The sequence below is a fragment of the Luminiphilus sp. nBUS_16 genome, from assembly GCF_051201645.1.
Lineage (GTDB): Bacteria > Pseudomonadota > Gammaproteobacteria > Pseudomonadales > Halieaceae > Luminiphilus.
The window spans coordinates 410,106-428,165 of the sequence record NZ_CP179205.1; the positions used below are offsets into that span (position 1 = coordinate 410,106).

Genomic DNA, 18,060 nt, shown 5'->3' on the forward strand with positions numbered 1-18,060 from the left:
CCCAAAAGCCCAAAAGCCCAAAAGCCCAAAAGTCCTAAGTCCTAAGTCCAAAGTCCAAAGCCCAAAGCCCAAAGCCCAAAGCCCCAAGCCCGAAGCCCGAAGCCTACGGGCACAAACGGCTTAAATCCCAACCATCCAGCTGCTCTCCAAACTCAAAGGGTAGGCGGGGCGCTTGGGCTATACGAGTCACAAAAAATTAAGCAGGCAAGGGAGCTTACCGATCACTCAGCATCCACTGCAATGTCGAGGACAAATCGTGGCGCGGTTGATCACCCATGAGCTGTGCAAGCTTGGTGTTATCGCCCCGTAGCTCTCTGACTTCATTGTCCCGCACCAGACGCGGGTCTACCTGCACCTGCAAGGTATGTTGGCTAATGCTTTGTGCCATAGCGACCACCTCATTGAGTTGGTGACAGTGCCCCGAACAAATATTGAGAACCTCCCCAGCCATAGGGTGCTCGGCAAGGGTCGCGTAAACCGCTGCGACATCACGCACATCAGAGAAATCTCGGCCCACATCTAGGTTGCCCAGTTCAATCGTGGCTTGTTTTTCCCGGCAGTGCTGGACGATTTTCGGCACTAGAAAAAACCGATTTTGACCCACTCCCGTGTAGTTAAACGGCCGTGTAATGGTAATCGGTAAACGGTCCATCCACAGCTTCGCCATATATTCCATAGCCAGTTTACTCACAGCGTAGTCATTGGCGGGATTAGGCGTTGTAGTTTCACTCAAAATACCAGCCGTTTGATTGCCGTAAATATTGGCGCTGCTGGCGAGCACGATTGAAGTGGGTTTGTGTTGACTATCTGCCAGCGCGGCGAGTAAGTGGCGCGTGGCCACTACGTTAATAGCGTAAAAGGCACTGGGATCACCATGAGCAACAAAAGCAACGGCAGCTAAATGAATGACAGCGTCTGCGCGCGCGTCACGGACCAGCTTGGCAACGTCGTCGGGGCTGCATAAATCGGCGCAAATATAATCTTCACAACCGGGCTGTGCTTTGATGCCGGTACGAATGACTTGCCAACCTTTGTCTTGCAAGGCCGCAGCCACATAGCGTCCGGTAAAGCCCTCACTGCCCGTAATGAGCACACGGCGTGTCATAGTATTAGTGAGACGTTCCGCTCGCGACGCGGGCAAGGTCGGCCTCGACCATCATTTTACAAAGGGCTTCCAGGGTTGTGGTGGCCTCCCAGCCCAAAATTTCTTTGGCTTTGCTGGCATCACCAATCAAAAGGTCAACTTCCGCCGGCCGATAGAATTTTGGGTTCACCTGCACAATGATCTGTCCGCTACGAGTATCCCGCGCGACTTCTTCGGTGCCGGACCCTTCAAATTCCACGTCGATCTCGGCGGCTTTACACGCCATACGTACAAAATCGCGAACGCTTTCAGTTCGGCCGGTTGCCAGTACGAAGGTATCGGGCGTATCGACCTGGAGCATACGCCACATGCCTTCTACGTAATCGCCGGCAAAGCCCCAGTCGCGCTTTGCATCCATGTTGCCCAACTCGAGATGATCGAGCTGGCCCAATTTAATTCTGGCGATACCGTCGGTAATCTTTCGGGTGACAAACTCGAGGCCACGCAGCGGTGATTCATGATTAAAAAGAATACCGCTGGTGGCAAACAAATCGTACGACTCGCGATAATTAACCGTGCTCCAGTGTGCAAACAACTTGGCAACACCATAGGGGCTGCGGGGGTAAAAGGGGGTGTCTTCTTTCTGGGGAATAGCCTGCACGTCGCCAAACATTTCCGAGGTCGAAGCCTGATAAAAACGTATCTTGGGGTTTACGATGCGAATTGCCTCAAGCAGGTTAAGCGCCCCGAGCCCGGTTATTTCAGCGGTGGTAATGGGCTGTTCAAAGGAGACGCCCACAAAGCTTTGTGCCGCTAAATTGTAGACCTCCGTTGCCTCGGTTTGTTGCAGCAGGCGAATAGTTGCGCCCAAATCGGTGAGGTCGTATTCCACCTTTATAAAGTTGGGGTGGTCCTGAATGCCCACTTCATCAGTGCGCCAGAACATAACGCTGCTGGTGCGCCGAAAAGCACCGTAAACGGTGTAACCCTTTTCGAGGAGAAGTTTAGACAGATAGGCACCGTCTTGCCCGGTGATGCCGGTAACGAGAGCAGTCTTTGAAGTCATGGTAATTCCAGCGTTTTCGAGATCGAAAGCCTAGCGTTGGTGTGACAACTGCGCAACCTTGGAAGGTATGATCAATTGCACCTTTTATATTTTCCGGTAATCGCTTCTAGCCAAGGGGGCAGCCCCTTCAATGCAGGGCCTACTCCACGCAGCCATTGGCTTTTTTGGGGCTACATTGCAGTGAGGGCCTCATACGACAATGGGCGTCGCGACTTGCGCAGGGCTAACAAGCCGTCGGAATTTGTGGGGTTCAACAGTGCTCCGATTTAGCCTGTCTTTGGGTCTATACACTTATGGCCTCTTTGCGCCCCACTCTACAGGTGATTTGCTAAAACACATTTTTGCCCGCCATTTGCCCTCGAGGGCTACCGAGTGCGGCTCGTTACCCTACGCTTTGGCACGCCGGTCACCAGGCAAAAACCCGCGCCAATGCCAAATCTGTCAATGGCGTGGTGGGTGACCTGAATGTGGCATCGCGCTATCATCCCCTCCCTTTTATTGGGTCTACCTGCCCCTATCGGGTTCACTGACCCGCGGACCTTACCTCATGGCTCAGCAACACAATCAAGCGTTGGAAGGTGGCGAAATCGTGTCGAACACCCGGTCATCCGATGTGCCGCAAGGCCCTCGTTGCCTGATTGTTATGCCCGCTTTCAATGAAGCGGGTACTGTGGGTACTGTTGTGGCATCGCTGACGAAAGCCTTTGACTACCCGGTAGTGGTGATCGATGACGCCAGTCATGATGGCACAGCAGCTGAGGCAAAGCAGGCGGGAGCCCGGGTGCTTAGCCTTTCGATTCAGCTGGGTGCCTGGGGGGCAACCCAAACAGGCATCCGCTTTGCTCAGCGTCATGGCTTTGATTACGTCATTACTATGGACGCTGATGGCCAGCACCCGCCTGAGTGTGTGCCCCAGCTAGTGACGACTATTGAAGCCGAAAATTCGAATGTCATTATCGGTGCTTGCACCAGTCGAGGCTCAAGGTCACGGCGCGTTGCCTGGTTTCTATTAAGGCATTTATCTGGCGTGTGGATTGATGATTTGACCTCAGGTTTCAGAATTTATGACAGGAAGGCTATTCAACTACTCAGCGGCTGGCGCGCGAATTACTTAGACTACCAAGACGTTGGCGTTCTCGCGCTGCTCATCAGCAAAGGCTTGACGGTCAGTGATATTCAAGTGCCCATGCTGCCAAGAACCAACGGTGCCTCAAAGATCTTCCGTTCATGGATTGTGGTTGCCTACTATATGCTCCACACTGCCGTTTTGAGCCTGTCTAAACGCAACATGCCCCGCTTCAGTGGCGCGTTTTCAGGCAAAGGGAGAAGCACATAATGGTCAGTGTGTTGACCGGCTTAATGGGGCTGGTTGTAGCCATCCTTATTTTGTTCCTCATTCGTCGTGATCGCCTTCATGTGAGTTATGGGGCCCTTTGGGTTGCTGTCGCTTTGGGTTTTGCGCTTCTGGGTTTTGTACCAAGTGTGTTCGATCGGTTAGCGCATTTTCTGGGTGTGGGTTATCCCCCGGTTTTAGGTTTGAGTGTTGCCATTATCCTCTTGGTGATCAAAATACTGATGATGGATATTGAGCACTCCCAGGCACGTGTGCGCCAACAGCGGTTGGCTCAGCGCTTAAGTTTTCTGGAAGAAGAGTTATTGGCCCTGCAGGCTGATAGCGGTCGCAGTTCTGAGAAAAAAGAGTTCAGTAGCGACGCCGAGTAGCCCCTGGTCGGCGTAGAGCGGGCCGCCGCAAAACCACACGAGCTTCGGTTGGTGCGCCAGAAATGCCGAGCAGTTCCAAACACTCACTTTTTTGCTTGTGCGCTTGGCTTACGGGATGACATGGTTATTCCTGAACCCTGAACCCTGAACCCTGAACCCTGAACCCTGAACCCTGAACCCTGAACCCTGAACCCTGAACCCTGAACCCTGAACCCTGAACCCTTAAGTCGGTTTTCGAGTTTCTGGTCCCGCGCCCCGCTCACGTCGATCACTGACGCTACCGTCAGCAGTTATCGAACCCTTCACTGGCTTGTTGATAAATAACGTTCAAGCGCTTAGCTTGATTTTCCAGGCTAAAAATCTCGGTGTTCTCCTCTGAACGACCGTCGTGCAGAACTTCAGGCGTCATGACGCGTTCAATTGCCAACGCTAGCGATTGCGCATCACCCGGCTGAGCCAGTGCAAAGCGGCGGTTTTTGGCGGCAACCCAGGGCACGCCACTGTCAGGAATATCGCAGGCGACCACTGGAAGATTAAAGTGTTGGGCTTCTAGCAACACCATACCGAAGGCTTCGGTTTTATCGGTGGAGGGAAGACAGAACACCTGACATGCCCTGTATTGATCCCACAGCGCCTTGTTGCTGAGATTTCTTTTAAGGTTAACGCGGGCGCTCAAGCCAAGACGCAAGATCTGGTCTTCAAGGGCAGTTATTTCGGCACTGTTACCACTCACCACCATGGTGAGCTTTGCTTCGGGTAAAAAGTTTAAGGCTTCCAATAAATGACGGAAGCCTTTGTACGAGGCGATGCGACCAACGGACAATATACGCAGTGGAGCGTGGGGTTCGTCTGATGCCTGACCAACTATATCTTGAGTTTTAATCGGCGGTAACCGTTGCTGATCTAAACCCAGGGGTAGCACCTCGCAGCGCGACTCCAGTGCAGCCAGAACTGGGGAACCCGAGCGGTAGGGCTCTGATGTAGCCAGTACACGTTGAGTTCTGGCCAGTTGTGCGTGTTGCAGCGGCCGGTAGAACTGGTAGCCCAGTTTTATGGCAAAGGAGGCCTCTGGGGTCAGAATATCGGCATGCCAGGTCGCAACCCAAGGGAGCCGGCGGGCTGAGGGCAGCAGCAGTGCCCATACGCCACTGGCGTTGGGGTGGTGAATATGCAGCACGGTAGGACGAAACTCTTTAATTGCCTTCGCTAAAGTCAGCGCGAAGAGTGGCGCGAAAGGTACAACTCCAATATTGAACCAACGTGCCGCACGATAAACGTGGGCAGCCTTGGCGGCGTTAGTGGTGCCTTCCTCGCCCTCGTGGCTGGCACGAATACTGGGCAAATGTTGATGGACCACCGCGGCTACAGCCATGCCTGAACGTTTCTGCACATTCATTAAGTCAGATAGGTACGTCTCCATGCCCCCAAAACGCGGCGGGAAATATTTGCCTATGTGCAGCACGCGATGCTCTTGAACACCATGGTCCGTCATCTCGAAGCCTTCTTTGTGTTACTGCTATGCCATGGTGTATCGGTCACTGAATCACTCCAAGGCGCCGGCTTGTTTGAGTTGCAGAGCAGGGAGCATGTCATTTTGTGAAGAGTAAGCCGGGCCCTGAAAGAGCATCCAATCCTCACCAGCTTGGAGAGATTTGGCGCCTCCGAAAGCGGAGGTGTGCAGGCGATTAAATGTTTTTGGCAAGTTAGCCGCGCTGTCTAGCAATAAGCCTAGCCCCGGCCAGTCTCTAGGGAACCTTGTGGTGCTTAAACCGGGCTCAGGCAGTACCGCATACGCGGGCCGGGGCAACAGGTCATAGGCGAGCCTCAGAGCCTGAAAAGACTGGGCCGGGCTCGCCGGGAAAATTAACAGCGGTGTGGCCGCTGGAATATGCGGTTTGAGTCGCTGCGCTAATTCAAAGGGTTTGTCAGCGGGTGTATTAGCGGCGCTCGTGTTCATGGGAAGGCGGGCGGTGTGGCCGCTCAACGCTATCGCCTCGCCGAGCAAAAACAACCCCAGCAAGGCAGCGACACTCAGGCTCGCCAGCGGCCCATAACCCTTTAACGTTGCAGAGCGCGACGCCCTGAGTATCAGGAGCAGCCCCATAATCAACACCGCCGCCGCTATGACAGCACTGTTGGAAGACGGCCAAGTGTCTGCCGCATCTGCGCTAAGAAAATTAATGGACTGATAGTTGTGGGGTTTGGGCGCGAGCCAGCGCGTCATTAAGGTGGCAATATCGGAAAATGACGCTGAGGTGAGGAGTGACACGTCATGAACGATTGGCCGTGGGTTGGGTTCTCCTCCCTGAACAAGTCCGTACTCAATCACGACCGAGTCGCGCCAGGCAGCGTTCTGATGTAACGCCAGCAATGTCTGCCTCGTGCTCACTGGAACGGTATGAAAATCTCCGGGGGTATCTTGCCGCCGCCAGAAAAAGGATAAGGATTTTGGCGCTTGATTTAATACGATGCGCGCATAGGGGTAATCAGCCGCTATCAAAACGTTATTTCGTCGACCAGCGGCAGCAACCCCTCCACCGGTTGGCTTGAGTTGAAAGCCGGGTTGCAGCCAGGTGACCTGCCCGGCAAAGGCTTGCAGATTACTTTGGTCAAATCGCTGGGTCGGTGTTTTGGGGCTGCCGGCATGAACAGACAGCATCGTGCCGACGATGCCAACAACGAGCACGCCGGCAAAACCAACCCCAACCAACCACACGCGATAGCGATGAAGTCCGTCGCCATGCTCTGCGCTCAGCTGATGAAAACCTGCACCGATGGTGACGGCCAGCGCCGGTAGCAGGTGCAAGAAAAGTCGGTTGATGGCCGTACCAGAGACAGCAAAGTCACCAAGCTGAGTAAAACGAAAAATGGCGTATTGTGACAACCAAAACAGCGTTATTAACGAGAGGCTAGCGACTGCCAGCGCGCCGTTGCGTTTGACGAGAACGCAGCAACTTAAGATCCAAAGCAGTATCAGAAGCTGCCAGTTACCTTGCGTAATAAAAGACGCTTGGTACACCCCCAGGACCGCTTGGTCGGACAGGGCAAAGTTGCCCAGCGGCCCCAGGAACAGTTGTTGCTCTGAGACTCCCAGCTGCCCTAAAGGCCCAAGGGGCAATAACCCCTCAGAAAGTAAGAGACCCCCAATCCCGGTGACAATCAACGCCGAGCACAGTGCCGCGCGTATTGGGTAGTGGCGAATGATTTCCCAGCCGACGAGCCAAATCAGGGCGAGCCCAAGCCACGCCATGCCCTCGCGTTTTATAAACGCCCCGAGCAATAGGAAGATGACGCCGCACACCAACACACTGGTTTGGCGTTTGTGGGCCCAACCTAAACAGCAGGCCAAGCCTAACCCTGTGGTTGCTGCCATCCAGGCATCTGCGTAGCCCGCCATGGCAAAGTGGACGTGCAATAACGGCGCACTGAATAGGGCAAGTGCGGCGAACAGCGCGGCGGTACGTGAGATGTTTAACTCGCGACAGAGCCCAAAAATGCCGGCGGCCAGTGCAAGGGCGCACAGGCCCCAGGGAAGATTAACCCAATGATCAGACCATTCGTTGACAAGACTTGAGGGGTACAGGGCAATAAGAGACATAAAAGCCGGATAATCGTGGGCTGCAATCGTACCCTGAGCAGGCCCCCCCTCGGACAACCACAGTGCGGGTGGTAAAAGCGGCGCTATTTCGCCATTAAAAAACCAGAGCTTGGTTCTATATATCCAGGTGGTCCAGGCGTCCCATGGATAGACAGATCGCGTTAAATTTTCGGCAAGAATGAGCGCCAAATGCAGGCACAGCAGCCCGGCGAAAATAAGTCCCAACGTAGAGAACGTGTTGTAAGCGGCGAGCCCTGTATCTCTGCGCCAGAAAAACTCTTTTCTCTTGGTGCTGATGTGAAAACAATGCCAAGCGGCGATCAGCGAGGTCGCGGCAACGCCAAGTGCAACGAGTCTGGGGTGCTCTGATCCGGCCATGAAGGCCGCAGCGGTCACAGCAGCGCCTAAAACAAAACCCAAGCTCAGCTGCAAGGCTCGGTGGGGTGGGGCAATAGACAGCCCGTGCAGCAGCACGCGCAGGGGCAGCAGGCCCAGAAATACCCAAAGGCTCAGCGCCACTATGATTAAGCCAGCGCTAAAAGCCATGACCTGCAACTGCGGTACTTGCGGTGACACCCAGGCCACCCTGACTTGGCCAGCAACATTCTGAGGCTCTATGCAGAAACATGCGTCGTATCCGGGGCCTTAGAGGCGGGCCCTACAATGCTTTCAAGGGCTGCAGACGCTGCGGCGGGAGAAAAATGCGCCGCTATCCAGCGCTCTCGGGTCGATGAGTTTTCGACGGTTCGATCCAACTGTTGTACTACCGCCTGGGCAAACATTTCGGGTTCGTCGGCAATAGCCATAACATGGTCAGCACTGGGTATTCCTTCGGCACCAATCTGTGTGGTGACCATGGGTACCCCCATTTGAATAGCTTCCAGTACCTTGCCTTTGACACCAGCACCAAAACGCAGCGGCACCACAGCGCACCGGGCCTGAGCATACAGCTCCTGCAGACGCGATTCGGAGACATAGCCATGAACCGAAATGTTGTCGTTTGCCAGCGCCAAAACCTCTCTTGAGGGGTTAGACCCGACAATATTTAAATGCACGTCAGGCCGTGCGGCGAGCACTAAGGGCAGTATTTCCCTCACCAGCCATTGGGCTGCGTCAATGTTGGGTGGGTGATTGAAGCCCGCGACAAAAATGAGTGATGTGTCGTCTGTGAATACGTGCTCGAGTTTGAGGTCTTCTAAAATAAACAAAGGTATCGACTTTACTTGGGCATTGGGGACCAGCTGTTCCACTTCGGCCACCTCAGTGTCAGAAAAATATAAGGCGTTGTCAGTGGCTTCGATCACTGCGCGCTCGCGTTCGCGCCAGGCCGCTGCCTCGCGTTCAAGGGCGGGGTCACCTTTCAGCGAAAACTCTCGTTGAGTTCTTAAAAAGTGCAGATCATGACCCACGTAAGAAATGTTGGGGCAGCAGGCGTGCTTTTTTAACGTGGGCAGAAATTGCTCTGCAACATGCGGTCGGTGCATAAAAATATGATCAAAGTAGGGCAAATTCTCCGCCAGCCAGGCGTCGAGTCGTTGGGCTACGGCTTCACCGGCGACAACCTCAACACCGATTTGCTGCAGCTGTTTCGTGTAGGGCTGGTGCGGGAAAAAATTAGCGCCCATAAAGGCAACGCGGTAGCCCATTGCGACCATCTGTTTTAAATACATCCAGGTCGATTTTGAGCCAGCATCTTTATCATAGTGTGGCACGTAGTGATCAATGACCAAAACGGCGCGTTGCCCTTTGCTTCGTCCTCTGGCACACGGGACGTGCTCACCATTGGCAAAGTTTTCGGCGGTGAGCACGGGTAACCACTTATCGTAAAAGCGTTGCTGATTGATTACCTGATATTGTTTTTGTCCGGTCGCGAGATCAGTGCCGTTGGACATGCCTTCATAGTGAACAACGGTAGACGCCGGTTGGTACAGCACCTTAAAGCCGGCTTGGCGTGCCGTAAAACACAAGTCTGTGTCTTCATAATAAGCCGGGACAAAGGCTTCATCAAAACCATCGACAGCTTGCCACAGTGATTTTCGAATCATGAGTGCGGCCCCGGAAACATAGTCGCTCTCGCGCACATAATTGTATTGGGGTCGGGAGGGCTCGTCGGCTCTTCCGTAGTTCCAGCCTGAGGCGTCATTCCAAATAATGCCGCCCGCTTCCTGCAATTTACCGTTGGGGAACAGCAGTTTTGGCCCGACAATGCCCACTGATTCGTTTTCAAATAGCGCCAGCAGCGGTGGCAGCCAGCCGGCGGTGACGGCGGTATCGTTGTTTAGCAGCAGGATAAATTCGCCTCGGGCTTGCGCTGCGGCAATGTTGCAGTTGCGTAAAAAGCGTTGGTTCTCTGCGTGACGAACAACGTGAACACCCTGTACATAGGTGGCAATGTTCAGGGTTTCATCCGTTGAACAATCGTCGGCGACGATCACCTCATACTCGCCCTCAGTGTGCTGCAAAATTGACCAGAGGCAGCGATGGGTAATAACCCATTCGTTGTAGACCGGGATTACAATAGATACCACGGGCTTTTTCGACGCGGGGAAAATTAATGGCGCATCGGGTACTGGCGCCACTTCGACAACGGTTGAAATGTCTTCCGCTTTAGGAAATCGCGCCGCGACCCAAGTTTCAAGGTCTTGGGCCTGTGTAGAGGTAACGGTTTTGAAAATTTTACGCACTCTTGGGAGGCTCATACTCCGCAGAGAACTTACCGGGTGCTTCAGCGTGTATCGAACCATCGCCAACACTTGTTGGCGCTTTCTGGGTGCAGGTTTGGGCGTTGTGAGGTTATGGTCAGAGAAAAACGTAGCGGCAGCCGCTAGGGCATCGTCATAGGCCGTACCGCGCCCTCTCTGGAGAGTTAGTAACCGATAGCAGCGCCGTCCCAGCCGATGTATGCGACCCAGAAATGACGCGTCGTATTGCAGTAGTCGTCCGTAATCTATCTTGAGTAAAGCAAAAAGCCAGTTGGCTTTGCCTTCCATAGCGACCAGATCATTTTGGGTGTTTTCCAAGTCATTTCTGACGCTTCGCAAATCATTGGTCGTATTCTCTAGGTCACTCTCCGTGCGTTCTAGCTGACGGGCAAGCACTGCTTTCTCAGCAACCTCGGTTGACAGTGAATCGGCGAGTTGCTGGCTGGTCGATTTTTCAGCTTCAAGCGCAAGCGTACCTTTTTCAACAACGGATTGGCTCGCCACCAACTCGCTATGAATTTCGGCCTGACGCTCTATTAGCAGATCAATGTGCGCTTCTCGCTCAGCCTTCTGCTTTGAGAGATCCTCTAGGTCGAAGCCATGCTGCGCATTTTGTTGCTGTAGTCGCTCCGCTTCCTGATGGGTGGCGTGCAGTTGGCTAAGGCGGTCTGAGAGTTGAAAGGCAAGTAGCTCAGAAAAAGCGGCGATCTCGAGCTCTGCGCCCTCGTCCCATGCATGGTTAGCAACCGGCTGGTCATTACTTCGCTGTGATAGTGCCTCTGATGCCTTTGTAAGCGCTGGAGAAACCGTCGTGGCTTTCTGTGAATTTTCAAGGCGGTGTGCGTGGTGCTGCATGTTTCTATCTAGAAAATCGTCGAGAAAACGCCGGGTGGTTTGCGCATCGGCTGGTCGCTCCAACCAGGTTGCAATACGACCGAGGGTCACGTCTGGGTGCTTCACAAATTCGTCATAGCTCACCACAAAGCTATCGGGGTCAGTGTCGGTCAGTAGTTGCGACCAATAGGCCTGAGTCAGTCCTAGACCTATTGAGAGTGGTAGGTGGTTGCGCCGCTGTAGCGACGCTGCCACATCAAGTGGGTCCCTAAAGACCAGGCAGAGTTGCATCGGAATGTTAAGGGCCTCGGTAACAGCTCGCCAAAAAGGCAGCAGGAGGCACAGGCGGGGATCTTTTATGGCCAGTTTGGGTTCCTGCGCGAGTTTGGCGGTGAGAAGCTTAACGCCGGCGTCTAAGTGCTTCGCATTCCAAGTGAGTGGCCCCTGCCCTACAAACACCGGCGCATCCCAGTAGGAGCCATTATCGCGCAGCAGGTTGTCGTTAAGATCGACGATATCTAAATCTTCAAAAAACCCCTTTGGGTTGTCGCTACTGGGCGCCATAAGGGTTTCGCCCAGCCCATAACCGAAGCATTCGAAGCATTTGGTCACCAAGCTGGTGCCACTGCGGTGCATGCCACAAATGAGCAACAGTTCCTGTTGGTGCTTAGGGTTCAGTGAGGTCACGGTTATGCTGATCAAAGAGAGTAGGTAGCCAGTCTAAGAAGAGCGTCCAGCCAAGTCCAGAGCAGTTAAGTCGTGAGCCGATTGGCCTGATTTCCTGAGTTATTGGAACGCTATAAGAAAAACCTTACGGCTTACTAAAGTTCCCGTAGAAGGTTTTTGACCGTCCAAGGAGCAATGCTGTGCCGCCACGGGATTTTTATGGGAAGTTGAAACGCAGTTTGCAACTGATTCTGAGCCTTTTATTAACGATCAGGGTTTAGACCTATTGGGCGCCACAAGGCTTTGAGGCGCGTTGACATTGAGTGCCACGCTTGGCAGGCGCGCTAGCGTCGTTCAATAAAACCATGAATACTGACAAGCATCATTCACTGCGTGTAGGTAATGTCGGAGTTATGAAGTGAGAGAACCTTCAGTATTAAAAGCCTGGGTATCAGCGCAATTAACTGAAATGCCGCAAGCTGCAGTCATTGATAATAGCCGGCACTCAAACACTAAACTGCCAGAGCAAGACTTCAGCTTTGATTTAATTGCGGGAGATGCCAGCCCCCGAAAGTATTATCGGGTGGTTATGGCTCCAACAGCCACATCACCTGCGCGAAGTTTAATCGCGGTAGACGCGCCGAGCTCGGAGAAGACCCCTGAATTTCTGCACATTCGCCAGCTGTTAGAAACCGGATCTATTCGCGTACCGACCCTAATCGCGGCAGCTGCCGAGGCCGGTTTTCTGCTGTTAGAGGATTTAGGCGACGACGTGTTGCTACCCGTTCTTAGTGAGCACTCTGCAGGTGCCTGGTATGCCATGGCCCTCAACACGTTGAATCAACTCGCGGCAATACCCAACGCAAACGCAGGGCTGGCGCTTTACGACGCCCAAAAGCTACAGACCGAGCTGGATTTGTTTAGAGACTGGTTTGTGCCCAAGCTACTAGGCATTAGCTGGACGGATGCGTTTGAACAGAGTTTTTCCGACCTTTCTCGGTGCCTCATAAGCAATGCACTGCAGCAACCCCAAGTGGTGGTGCATCGCGATTTTCACAGCCGCAACCTTATGGTGGTGCAAAACGGAGAGCTGGCCGTCATCGATTTTCAGGATGCTGTGATCGGGCCCATCACCTACGACCCGGTCTCTTTGTTGAAAGATTGCTACGTACACTGGCCTAGGCAGCAGCAGCTGGCTTGGTTGCTTGATCATAAGCGGCTTATGACTGAGCAGGGGCGACTTGAACCGGTAGACGATGCCACGTTTGTGGTTTGGTTTGATCTCATGGGTTTGCAGCGCCACATTAAAGTACTGGGTATCTTCGCTCGGCTCTTCTTGCGAGATGGCAAGCCCGGCTATCTTAACGATTTACCCCTTGTTCTGGCTTACGTGTCAGAGGTGGCAGCTATTTATGCGCCGTCAATGGATTCAATGGCGGGTTTCCAAAACCTCCTAACCCAGCAGATCGTTCCGGTTTGTCAAAAGCAAGCGTGGTATCGCTTGGTGACATTAACGTGAAGGCTATGATTCTGGCGGCGGGCATGGGGCGCCGCATGCTGCCGTTAACACAGGACACCCCCAAGCCGCTGCTGAAAGTGGCAGGCCTGTCGCTGCTGGAACACCATATTGTCAATTTAAAAACCGCGGGTATTACAGAGCTGGTTATCAATGCAGCGTATTTAGCGGACCAAATTGTGGACTTCTGTGGTGATGGCAGCCGCTGGGGTTTACATATCCATGTCTCGGTTGAGTCAGAGCCTTTGGAGACTGCGGGGGGCATTATCAAAGCGCTGCCCGTCTTAGGTGACAGCCCCTTCCTCGTTGTTAACGGCGATATTTGGTGTCCTTATCCTTTTGAGCGGTTGCTCACTATTGCCCCTCGCGCTGCGGGGGCGCATTTAGTGCTGGTGCCTAACCCACCCCATCATGCTGATGGTGATTTTAGTCTGGAACATGGGTGCCTTCTCCCCAAAGGTCAAATCTCCTTTACCTTTAGTGGTATTGCGGTTTATCGCCCGCAGTTCTTCCGTGGCCTCCCGCCGATCAAACAGCCGCTGAAGCCGCTTTTAGATGCGGCCATCACAGCCAGTCTAGTTTCTGGTGAGGTTCATGTTGGCCCCTGGGTCGATGTGGGCACACCCGAGCGTTTGCAAGCTGTAGAAGAGGCCTGCAGGACGGCCCGGTAACCCAATGTTGGGTAAACGGGGTTGTGAGGTCTAAGCTCTCGGTCTCGGTTCCTGGCCGTGATGCTTGCACCCCATCGTCTATATCGCCTCTTAGGAAACGTAAATTGATGGAAACAGAACCTTTGCCAAGCTTATTTCGCCTGAATTTTTATCAATTTGAGACGCATATCGCAATTTTAGTCCCACAAAGGGAATTTTTTGCGATATTTTGACGCAGATGAGCGGTTAATTTTGGCGGAATCAGCACGCAGACTGGCGGGTACTGCACAGTTATCGGTCAAAGGTTGTCACAAACTAAGGACATGAAGCCGTTAGATCAACAACAAGGCTTTGGTATGGAAGATTGGCACCCTGAGCCAAGGATGGCTTTTAAACGATCACTTAACACCCTCTCCGGAGGATCGAGAGGCAAGTCACGTTTTAATCAAATCTTGCCTCTCTGGTGTTTCAAGGCTATGAAATTTTTTTATAATCGTTGTAAACATGCAGGTTAATTCATCCAACGGTGTCAGTCCGCAGAATGACAAGTAAGCGGAAAACGCCACACGCTATATCGGCAGATTGGTCGGTGAGTTGCAAGCTTGGACAACTGAAGACTGGCTGACTTATGAGACACACAGTAACTAAGAAACCTCCAGCCCTACCCCCGAGTAGCGAAGGCTCCAACACAGTTGGTAGCGTAGTACAGGCGCTAGTATGTTTGGTGAGCGCCTGCCTACTCGCTTTTGGAGTTCCAGCCCAAGCTAACCCTCACGCCGCATTTAATGGTTTGCTAGGTACGGTCAGCGACGTGCGAGCGGGTTCCGCGGTAGCGTCGGGTGATGGCTCTTCAGGCGATGGCGCTTCCGAGGTCGCTTGCGGATCCACTGCCAAGGCTTGCTATATCAGCGACGTTGAGCCCGTAGTCCAGCAAAGTTGTGCCGTGTGTCATCAGCAAGGCTTAACCGCCGACCTGCAAGGTGCACGGCTGCTTTTTACAGACGATGCAGCCACAAATCACGCCGCCCTCGAGACCTTTGTAACCACCGATGGTGTGGGTGCCGATTGGTTGTTGGGCAAGATTGTCGGCGATTTGGGGCACGGCGGCGGTCCGGTATTGACGCAGGGCAGCAATAGCTACTTCGCATTTGCTGACTACCTCACCCTGCTCGTCGGTGCGAATACTGATGATGGTAGTGTTGAAGCCAGTTCGATTTGGTCGGGCACCGTGATGGAAAGTCCGGAAACGACGTTGCGTCGAGCGGGCATTATTTTGTCAGGAACAATCCCCACCAAAGCGGCTATTGAGCGTGCGCAGTCTTCCGACGCAGGATTCAAAGATGAACTCATCAGACTTATGAAAGGCGAGGGCTTTCATGACTTTCTTACCACTGGAGCCAACGATAGGTTGCTAACGGAGGGGCTGAATAATGGCATCGATTTCCAGCTTGATACTTGGCGCTTTCCCATTTACGCACAGTTTGAGAGCAGCCTCCCTCGGGAGATCCCAGATGAGTTCGATACAGAAGAATACTGGGACCGGCCTTTTCTGAACCAGGGAAATGCAAACCAAGAATTTAGACAGGCAATGATCCGCGAACCCCTCGAGTTAATCGCTTACATTGTTGAAAATGACCGACCCTACAAGGAAGTCGTGACAGCAGACTTCACCATGGTCAACCAATTCTCGGCCATGGCTTATCGAGCAGATGTGGCTTTTGATGATCCCATGTATGACGATGATGGCTTCTACGATCGATCGCGCCTGAACACCTTTAAACCGGCAAAAAATAGCGGGCATATCCCTTCAATTAACGACAACATTGTTGACAGCGAAGCTCAGATTTATTCGATCGCGGAGTACCACGATTGGCCCCATGCCGGGGTGTTGAGCACGCCGGCTTGGCTAAACCGCTACCCGTCTACCGATACGAATCGTAATCGTGCCCGAGCGCGATGGACCTATTATCAGTTTTTGGGTGTGGACATTGAAAAATCGGCGCCCAGAACCACAGACCCTGTGGCACTTGCAGACACCAACAACCCCACCATGAACAACCCAGCCTGTACGGTATGTCACGAGCGCATGGATCCCGTGGCGGGTGCTTATCAAAGCTTTGGTGATGGTGGCAACTATCTCGATCAATGGGGCGGGCTAGACTCCCTTCCTGACGGGTACAAACGACCTCAATCAGCCGCTGGGGACTTATACGAACTGGAACATCTGGCTCCCAAAGAAGATACCCAGATTCATCAGGTTTCAAAGGCGGTAACAACACTGGGCGGAGGAACATTCACTATTAGCAATCCAGACCCCTGTATCCAAGATGAGCAAAATAGTACTGATGAGGAATGGGTTGGCTGGTGCACTAATTTAGCGGTTGCAGACATTACTGTTTACGCCGGCGGTTCAGAAGTCATGAAGCTAAAGGCTTCAGAGTTTGACAGCTATCTCGGGTTCACAATCTCTACGGGTTTAGATTTTGAAACAGGTGAGCAGTACAACCATGGGAATCTGAATTGGAACGGCGATCTTTATAATCTTTGGAATTATTCTTGGATGGCTTTTGAATTGCCGCTGGACGAGGGTGATTACGAAGTGGTGGTGACACTAGCAACAAGCCAGCAGGACGGGTATCCCGAATCCTTTGTTGTGGCAGGATTGCTATGGTCGGAGGGCCTAACATCGGCCGATACTTATCAATACGGTGATACCTGGTACCGCGACATGCGCAGCCCGGGCTTCAATGGTCAGACGGCTACTGATGACAAAGATAGCCTTCAGTGGTTGGGGCAAAAAATTGCTGAAGACCCTCGGTTTCCAAAAGCCACGGTCAAGTTTTGGTGGCCTTCGGTGTTTGGCAGTGAGGTGCTTGTGGCTCCCGCGGATCGAAGCCTGCCAGATTACGAGGCTAAGGTATTGGCATTTAACGCCCAGGAAGCTCTGGTCGAGGAATTGGCGACAGCCTTTACCGCTGGGGGCTTTAACCTGAAGAGTCTTCTGGCCGATATGATGCTGTCTCCCTGGTTCCGCACCACTAAGGTTGTGGGCAGTCTTTCAGAAACTCAGGCAGCAGCTTTGGAATCGGTGGGTCGTGGCCGGCAGCTCACTCCCGAAGAGCTCGATCGGAAAAATCGCGCGGTTTTCGGCCGAACCTGGGGACAGCGGTCGGGTGATCAAGCATACGAATATAAACCGCAAACCAAGTTCACAGGGCGGCAGAGTTATGCTGCCTTTTACGGGGGCATTGACGGTGCATCGATAACGAAAAGGAACCGTGAACAAACCCCATTAATGTCAAATGTCATTGAGAGAATGGCCGTAGAGCTGGCTTGCCAGGCGGTTGTGGAAGATTTTTCCAAGCCCCGAGAGCAGCGGATCATTTTCACTGAAATTCCTCGGGCTACAGCCGCAGACTTCCTACTAGACGACTCCTTTGAGCTACGAGGGCAGGTATCGCACGGTAACTCCATGAACCATCCTATTGTGTCCGGGGTTGTCACGTTGGTTGGGGGGCAGACGGCACTCCGTATCGCTGATGTCACTCGCGACCCTTATGGCAGCATTGACGGTGAGCCCTCGAACGCGGACCTCATCATTCAACAGATTGTCTTGCGGAGAATCTCTTCCGGCGAGACCCTTGTCATTGACGGCGTGGATTTGCCGCAGATGAATGACGTTGTGTTTGATACCTACATTGACGGCCAAGGCCAGGAGCGTCTCCGTGGTGACGTTAACGACGCTGCGGGGGGGTTCTGGTTGCACGAGAATGCTTGGGTTGAACTGCTGCTGAACCTTCCTGCCGGAGAGTACGAGATTGATCTGGCCCTTGCCACGTCCTTGACCAAAAATCATGTTAACGAGGCTATGACGGTCGGTGTAACGGCACTGGCAATCGATAGCGGTGGGGACGCTACGGCAAGTCAGCAAATTAGACGGCAAATGACACAGTTGCTGCACAATGCGACGACCCGCAAGCCGAGTGAGGCCGAGATTGACATACTCGTTGAGGCGTTAACCCGCCACGCAGATTTGGCGAAGGGGTGGGGAAATGATTTTAACAACGTTGAGGGCGGCTGCCAGACTTGGGAAATCTGGCCAGACCAACAGCCATCAGCCAGCGAATGGCAACTCAGGTTCGAGGACGAGGATGGCATGATGCGCGCCTGGACGATGATTATGCATACCGTAATGACCAGCTACCGCTATCTGCACGATTGA

10 protein-coding genes are annotated in these 18,060 nt (G+C 53.2%); 5 read left to right on the forward strand and 5 right to left on the reverse strand.

All coding sequences use genetic code 11. The features are described 5' to 3' along the window. Positions 1-214 precede the first annotated feature (214 nt). The gene (locus ACMAY6_RS01850; protein ID WP_435213958.1) at positions 215-1,105 is read right to left on the reverse strand and encodes an NAD-dependent epimerase/dehydratase family protein; all 891 of its coding nucleotides are present in this window, start codon (positions 1,103-1,105) and stop codon (positions 215-217) included. Between the two features lie 4 nt (positions 1,106-1,109). Further along, the gene (gene gmd, locus ACMAY6_RS01855; protein ID WP_435213960.1) at positions 1,110-2,150 is read right to left on the reverse strand and encodes a GDP-mannose 4,6-dehydratase; all 1,041 of its coding nucleotides are present in this window, start codon (positions 2,148-2,150) and stop codon (positions 1,110-1,112) included. Positions 2,151-2,697: 547 nt separating this feature from the next. Here gmd and ACMAY6_RS01860 point away from each other — a divergent pair. Further along, positions 2,698-3,486 carry a glycosyltransferase family 2 protein gene (locus ACMAY6_RS01860; RefSeq protein ID WP_435213961.1) on the forward strand — a complete coding sequence of 263 codons (789 nt, stop codon included), beginning with the start codon at positions 2,698-2,700 and terminating at the stop codon, positions 3,484-3,486. After that, positions 3,486-3,872 carry a DUF2304 domain-containing protein gene (locus tag ACMAY6_RS01865; RefSeq protein WP_435213963.1) on the forward strand — a complete coding sequence of 129 codons (387 nt, stop codon included), beginning with the start codon at positions 3,486-3,488 and terminating at the stop codon, positions 3,870-3,872. The genes ACMAY6_RS01860 and ACMAY6_RS01865 overlap by 1 nt, the downstream gene beginning before the upstream one ends. 283 nt (positions 3,873-4,155) lie before the next feature. Here the strand turns inward: ACMAY6_RS01865 and ACMAY6_RS01870 are convergent, their stop codons facing one another. From ACMAY6_RS01870 to ACMAY6_RS01880, 3 genes are read right to left on the reverse strand one after another with little or no spacing between them, the layout of a single operon-like run. Further along, positions 4,156-5,364, reverse strand: coding sequence for a glycosyltransferase (locus tag ACMAY6_RS01870; RefSeq protein ID WP_435213965.1), 1,209 nt, complete (start codon positions 5,362-5,364; stop codon positions 4,156-4,158). Positions 5,365-5,415: 51 nt separating this feature from the next. After that, complete coding sequence (locus tag ACMAY6_RS01875; protein WP_435213967.1) at positions 5,416-8,046, reverse strand: hypothetical protein; 2,631 nt, start codon at positions 8,044-8,046, stop codon at positions 5,416-5,418. 38 nt (positions 8,047-8,084) lie between these two features. Next, positions 8,085-11,708, reverse strand: coding sequence for a glycosyltransferase (locus tag ACMAY6_RS01880; RefSeq protein ID WP_435213969.1), 3,624 nt, complete (start codon positions 11,706-11,708; stop codon positions 8,085-8,087). Between the two features lie 382 nt (positions 11,709-12,090). On the opposite strand from ACMAY6_RS01880, the gene ACMAY6_RS01885 reads away from it, so the two are divergent. The 3 genes from ACMAY6_RS01885 to ACMAY6_RS01895 all read left to right on the forward strand — a co-directional run bounded on the left by ACMAY6_RS01885 (position 12,091) and on the right by ACMAY6_RS01895 (position 18,060). Further along, the gene (locus ACMAY6_RS01885) at positions 12,091-13,191 is read left to right on the forward strand and encodes an aminoglycoside phosphotransferase family protein (RefSeq protein WP_435213971.1); all 1,101 of its coding nucleotides are present in this window, start codon (positions 12,091-12,093) and stop codon (positions 13,189-13,191) included. Between the two features lie 5 nt (positions 13,192-13,196). Then, complete coding sequence (murU, locus tag ACMAY6_RS01890; protein ID WP_435216086.1) at positions 13,197-13,859, forward strand: N-acetylmuramate alpha-1-phosphate uridylyltransferase MurU; 663 nt, start codon at positions 13,197-13,199, stop codon at positions 13,857-13,859. Positions 13,860-14,466: 607 nt separating this feature from the next. After that, on the forward strand, positions 14,467-18,060 hold the full coding sequence (locus ACMAY6_RS01895; RefSeq protein ID WP_435213972.1) for a hypothetical protein: 3,594 nt from the start codon (positions 14,467-14,469) through the stop codon (positions 18,058-18,060).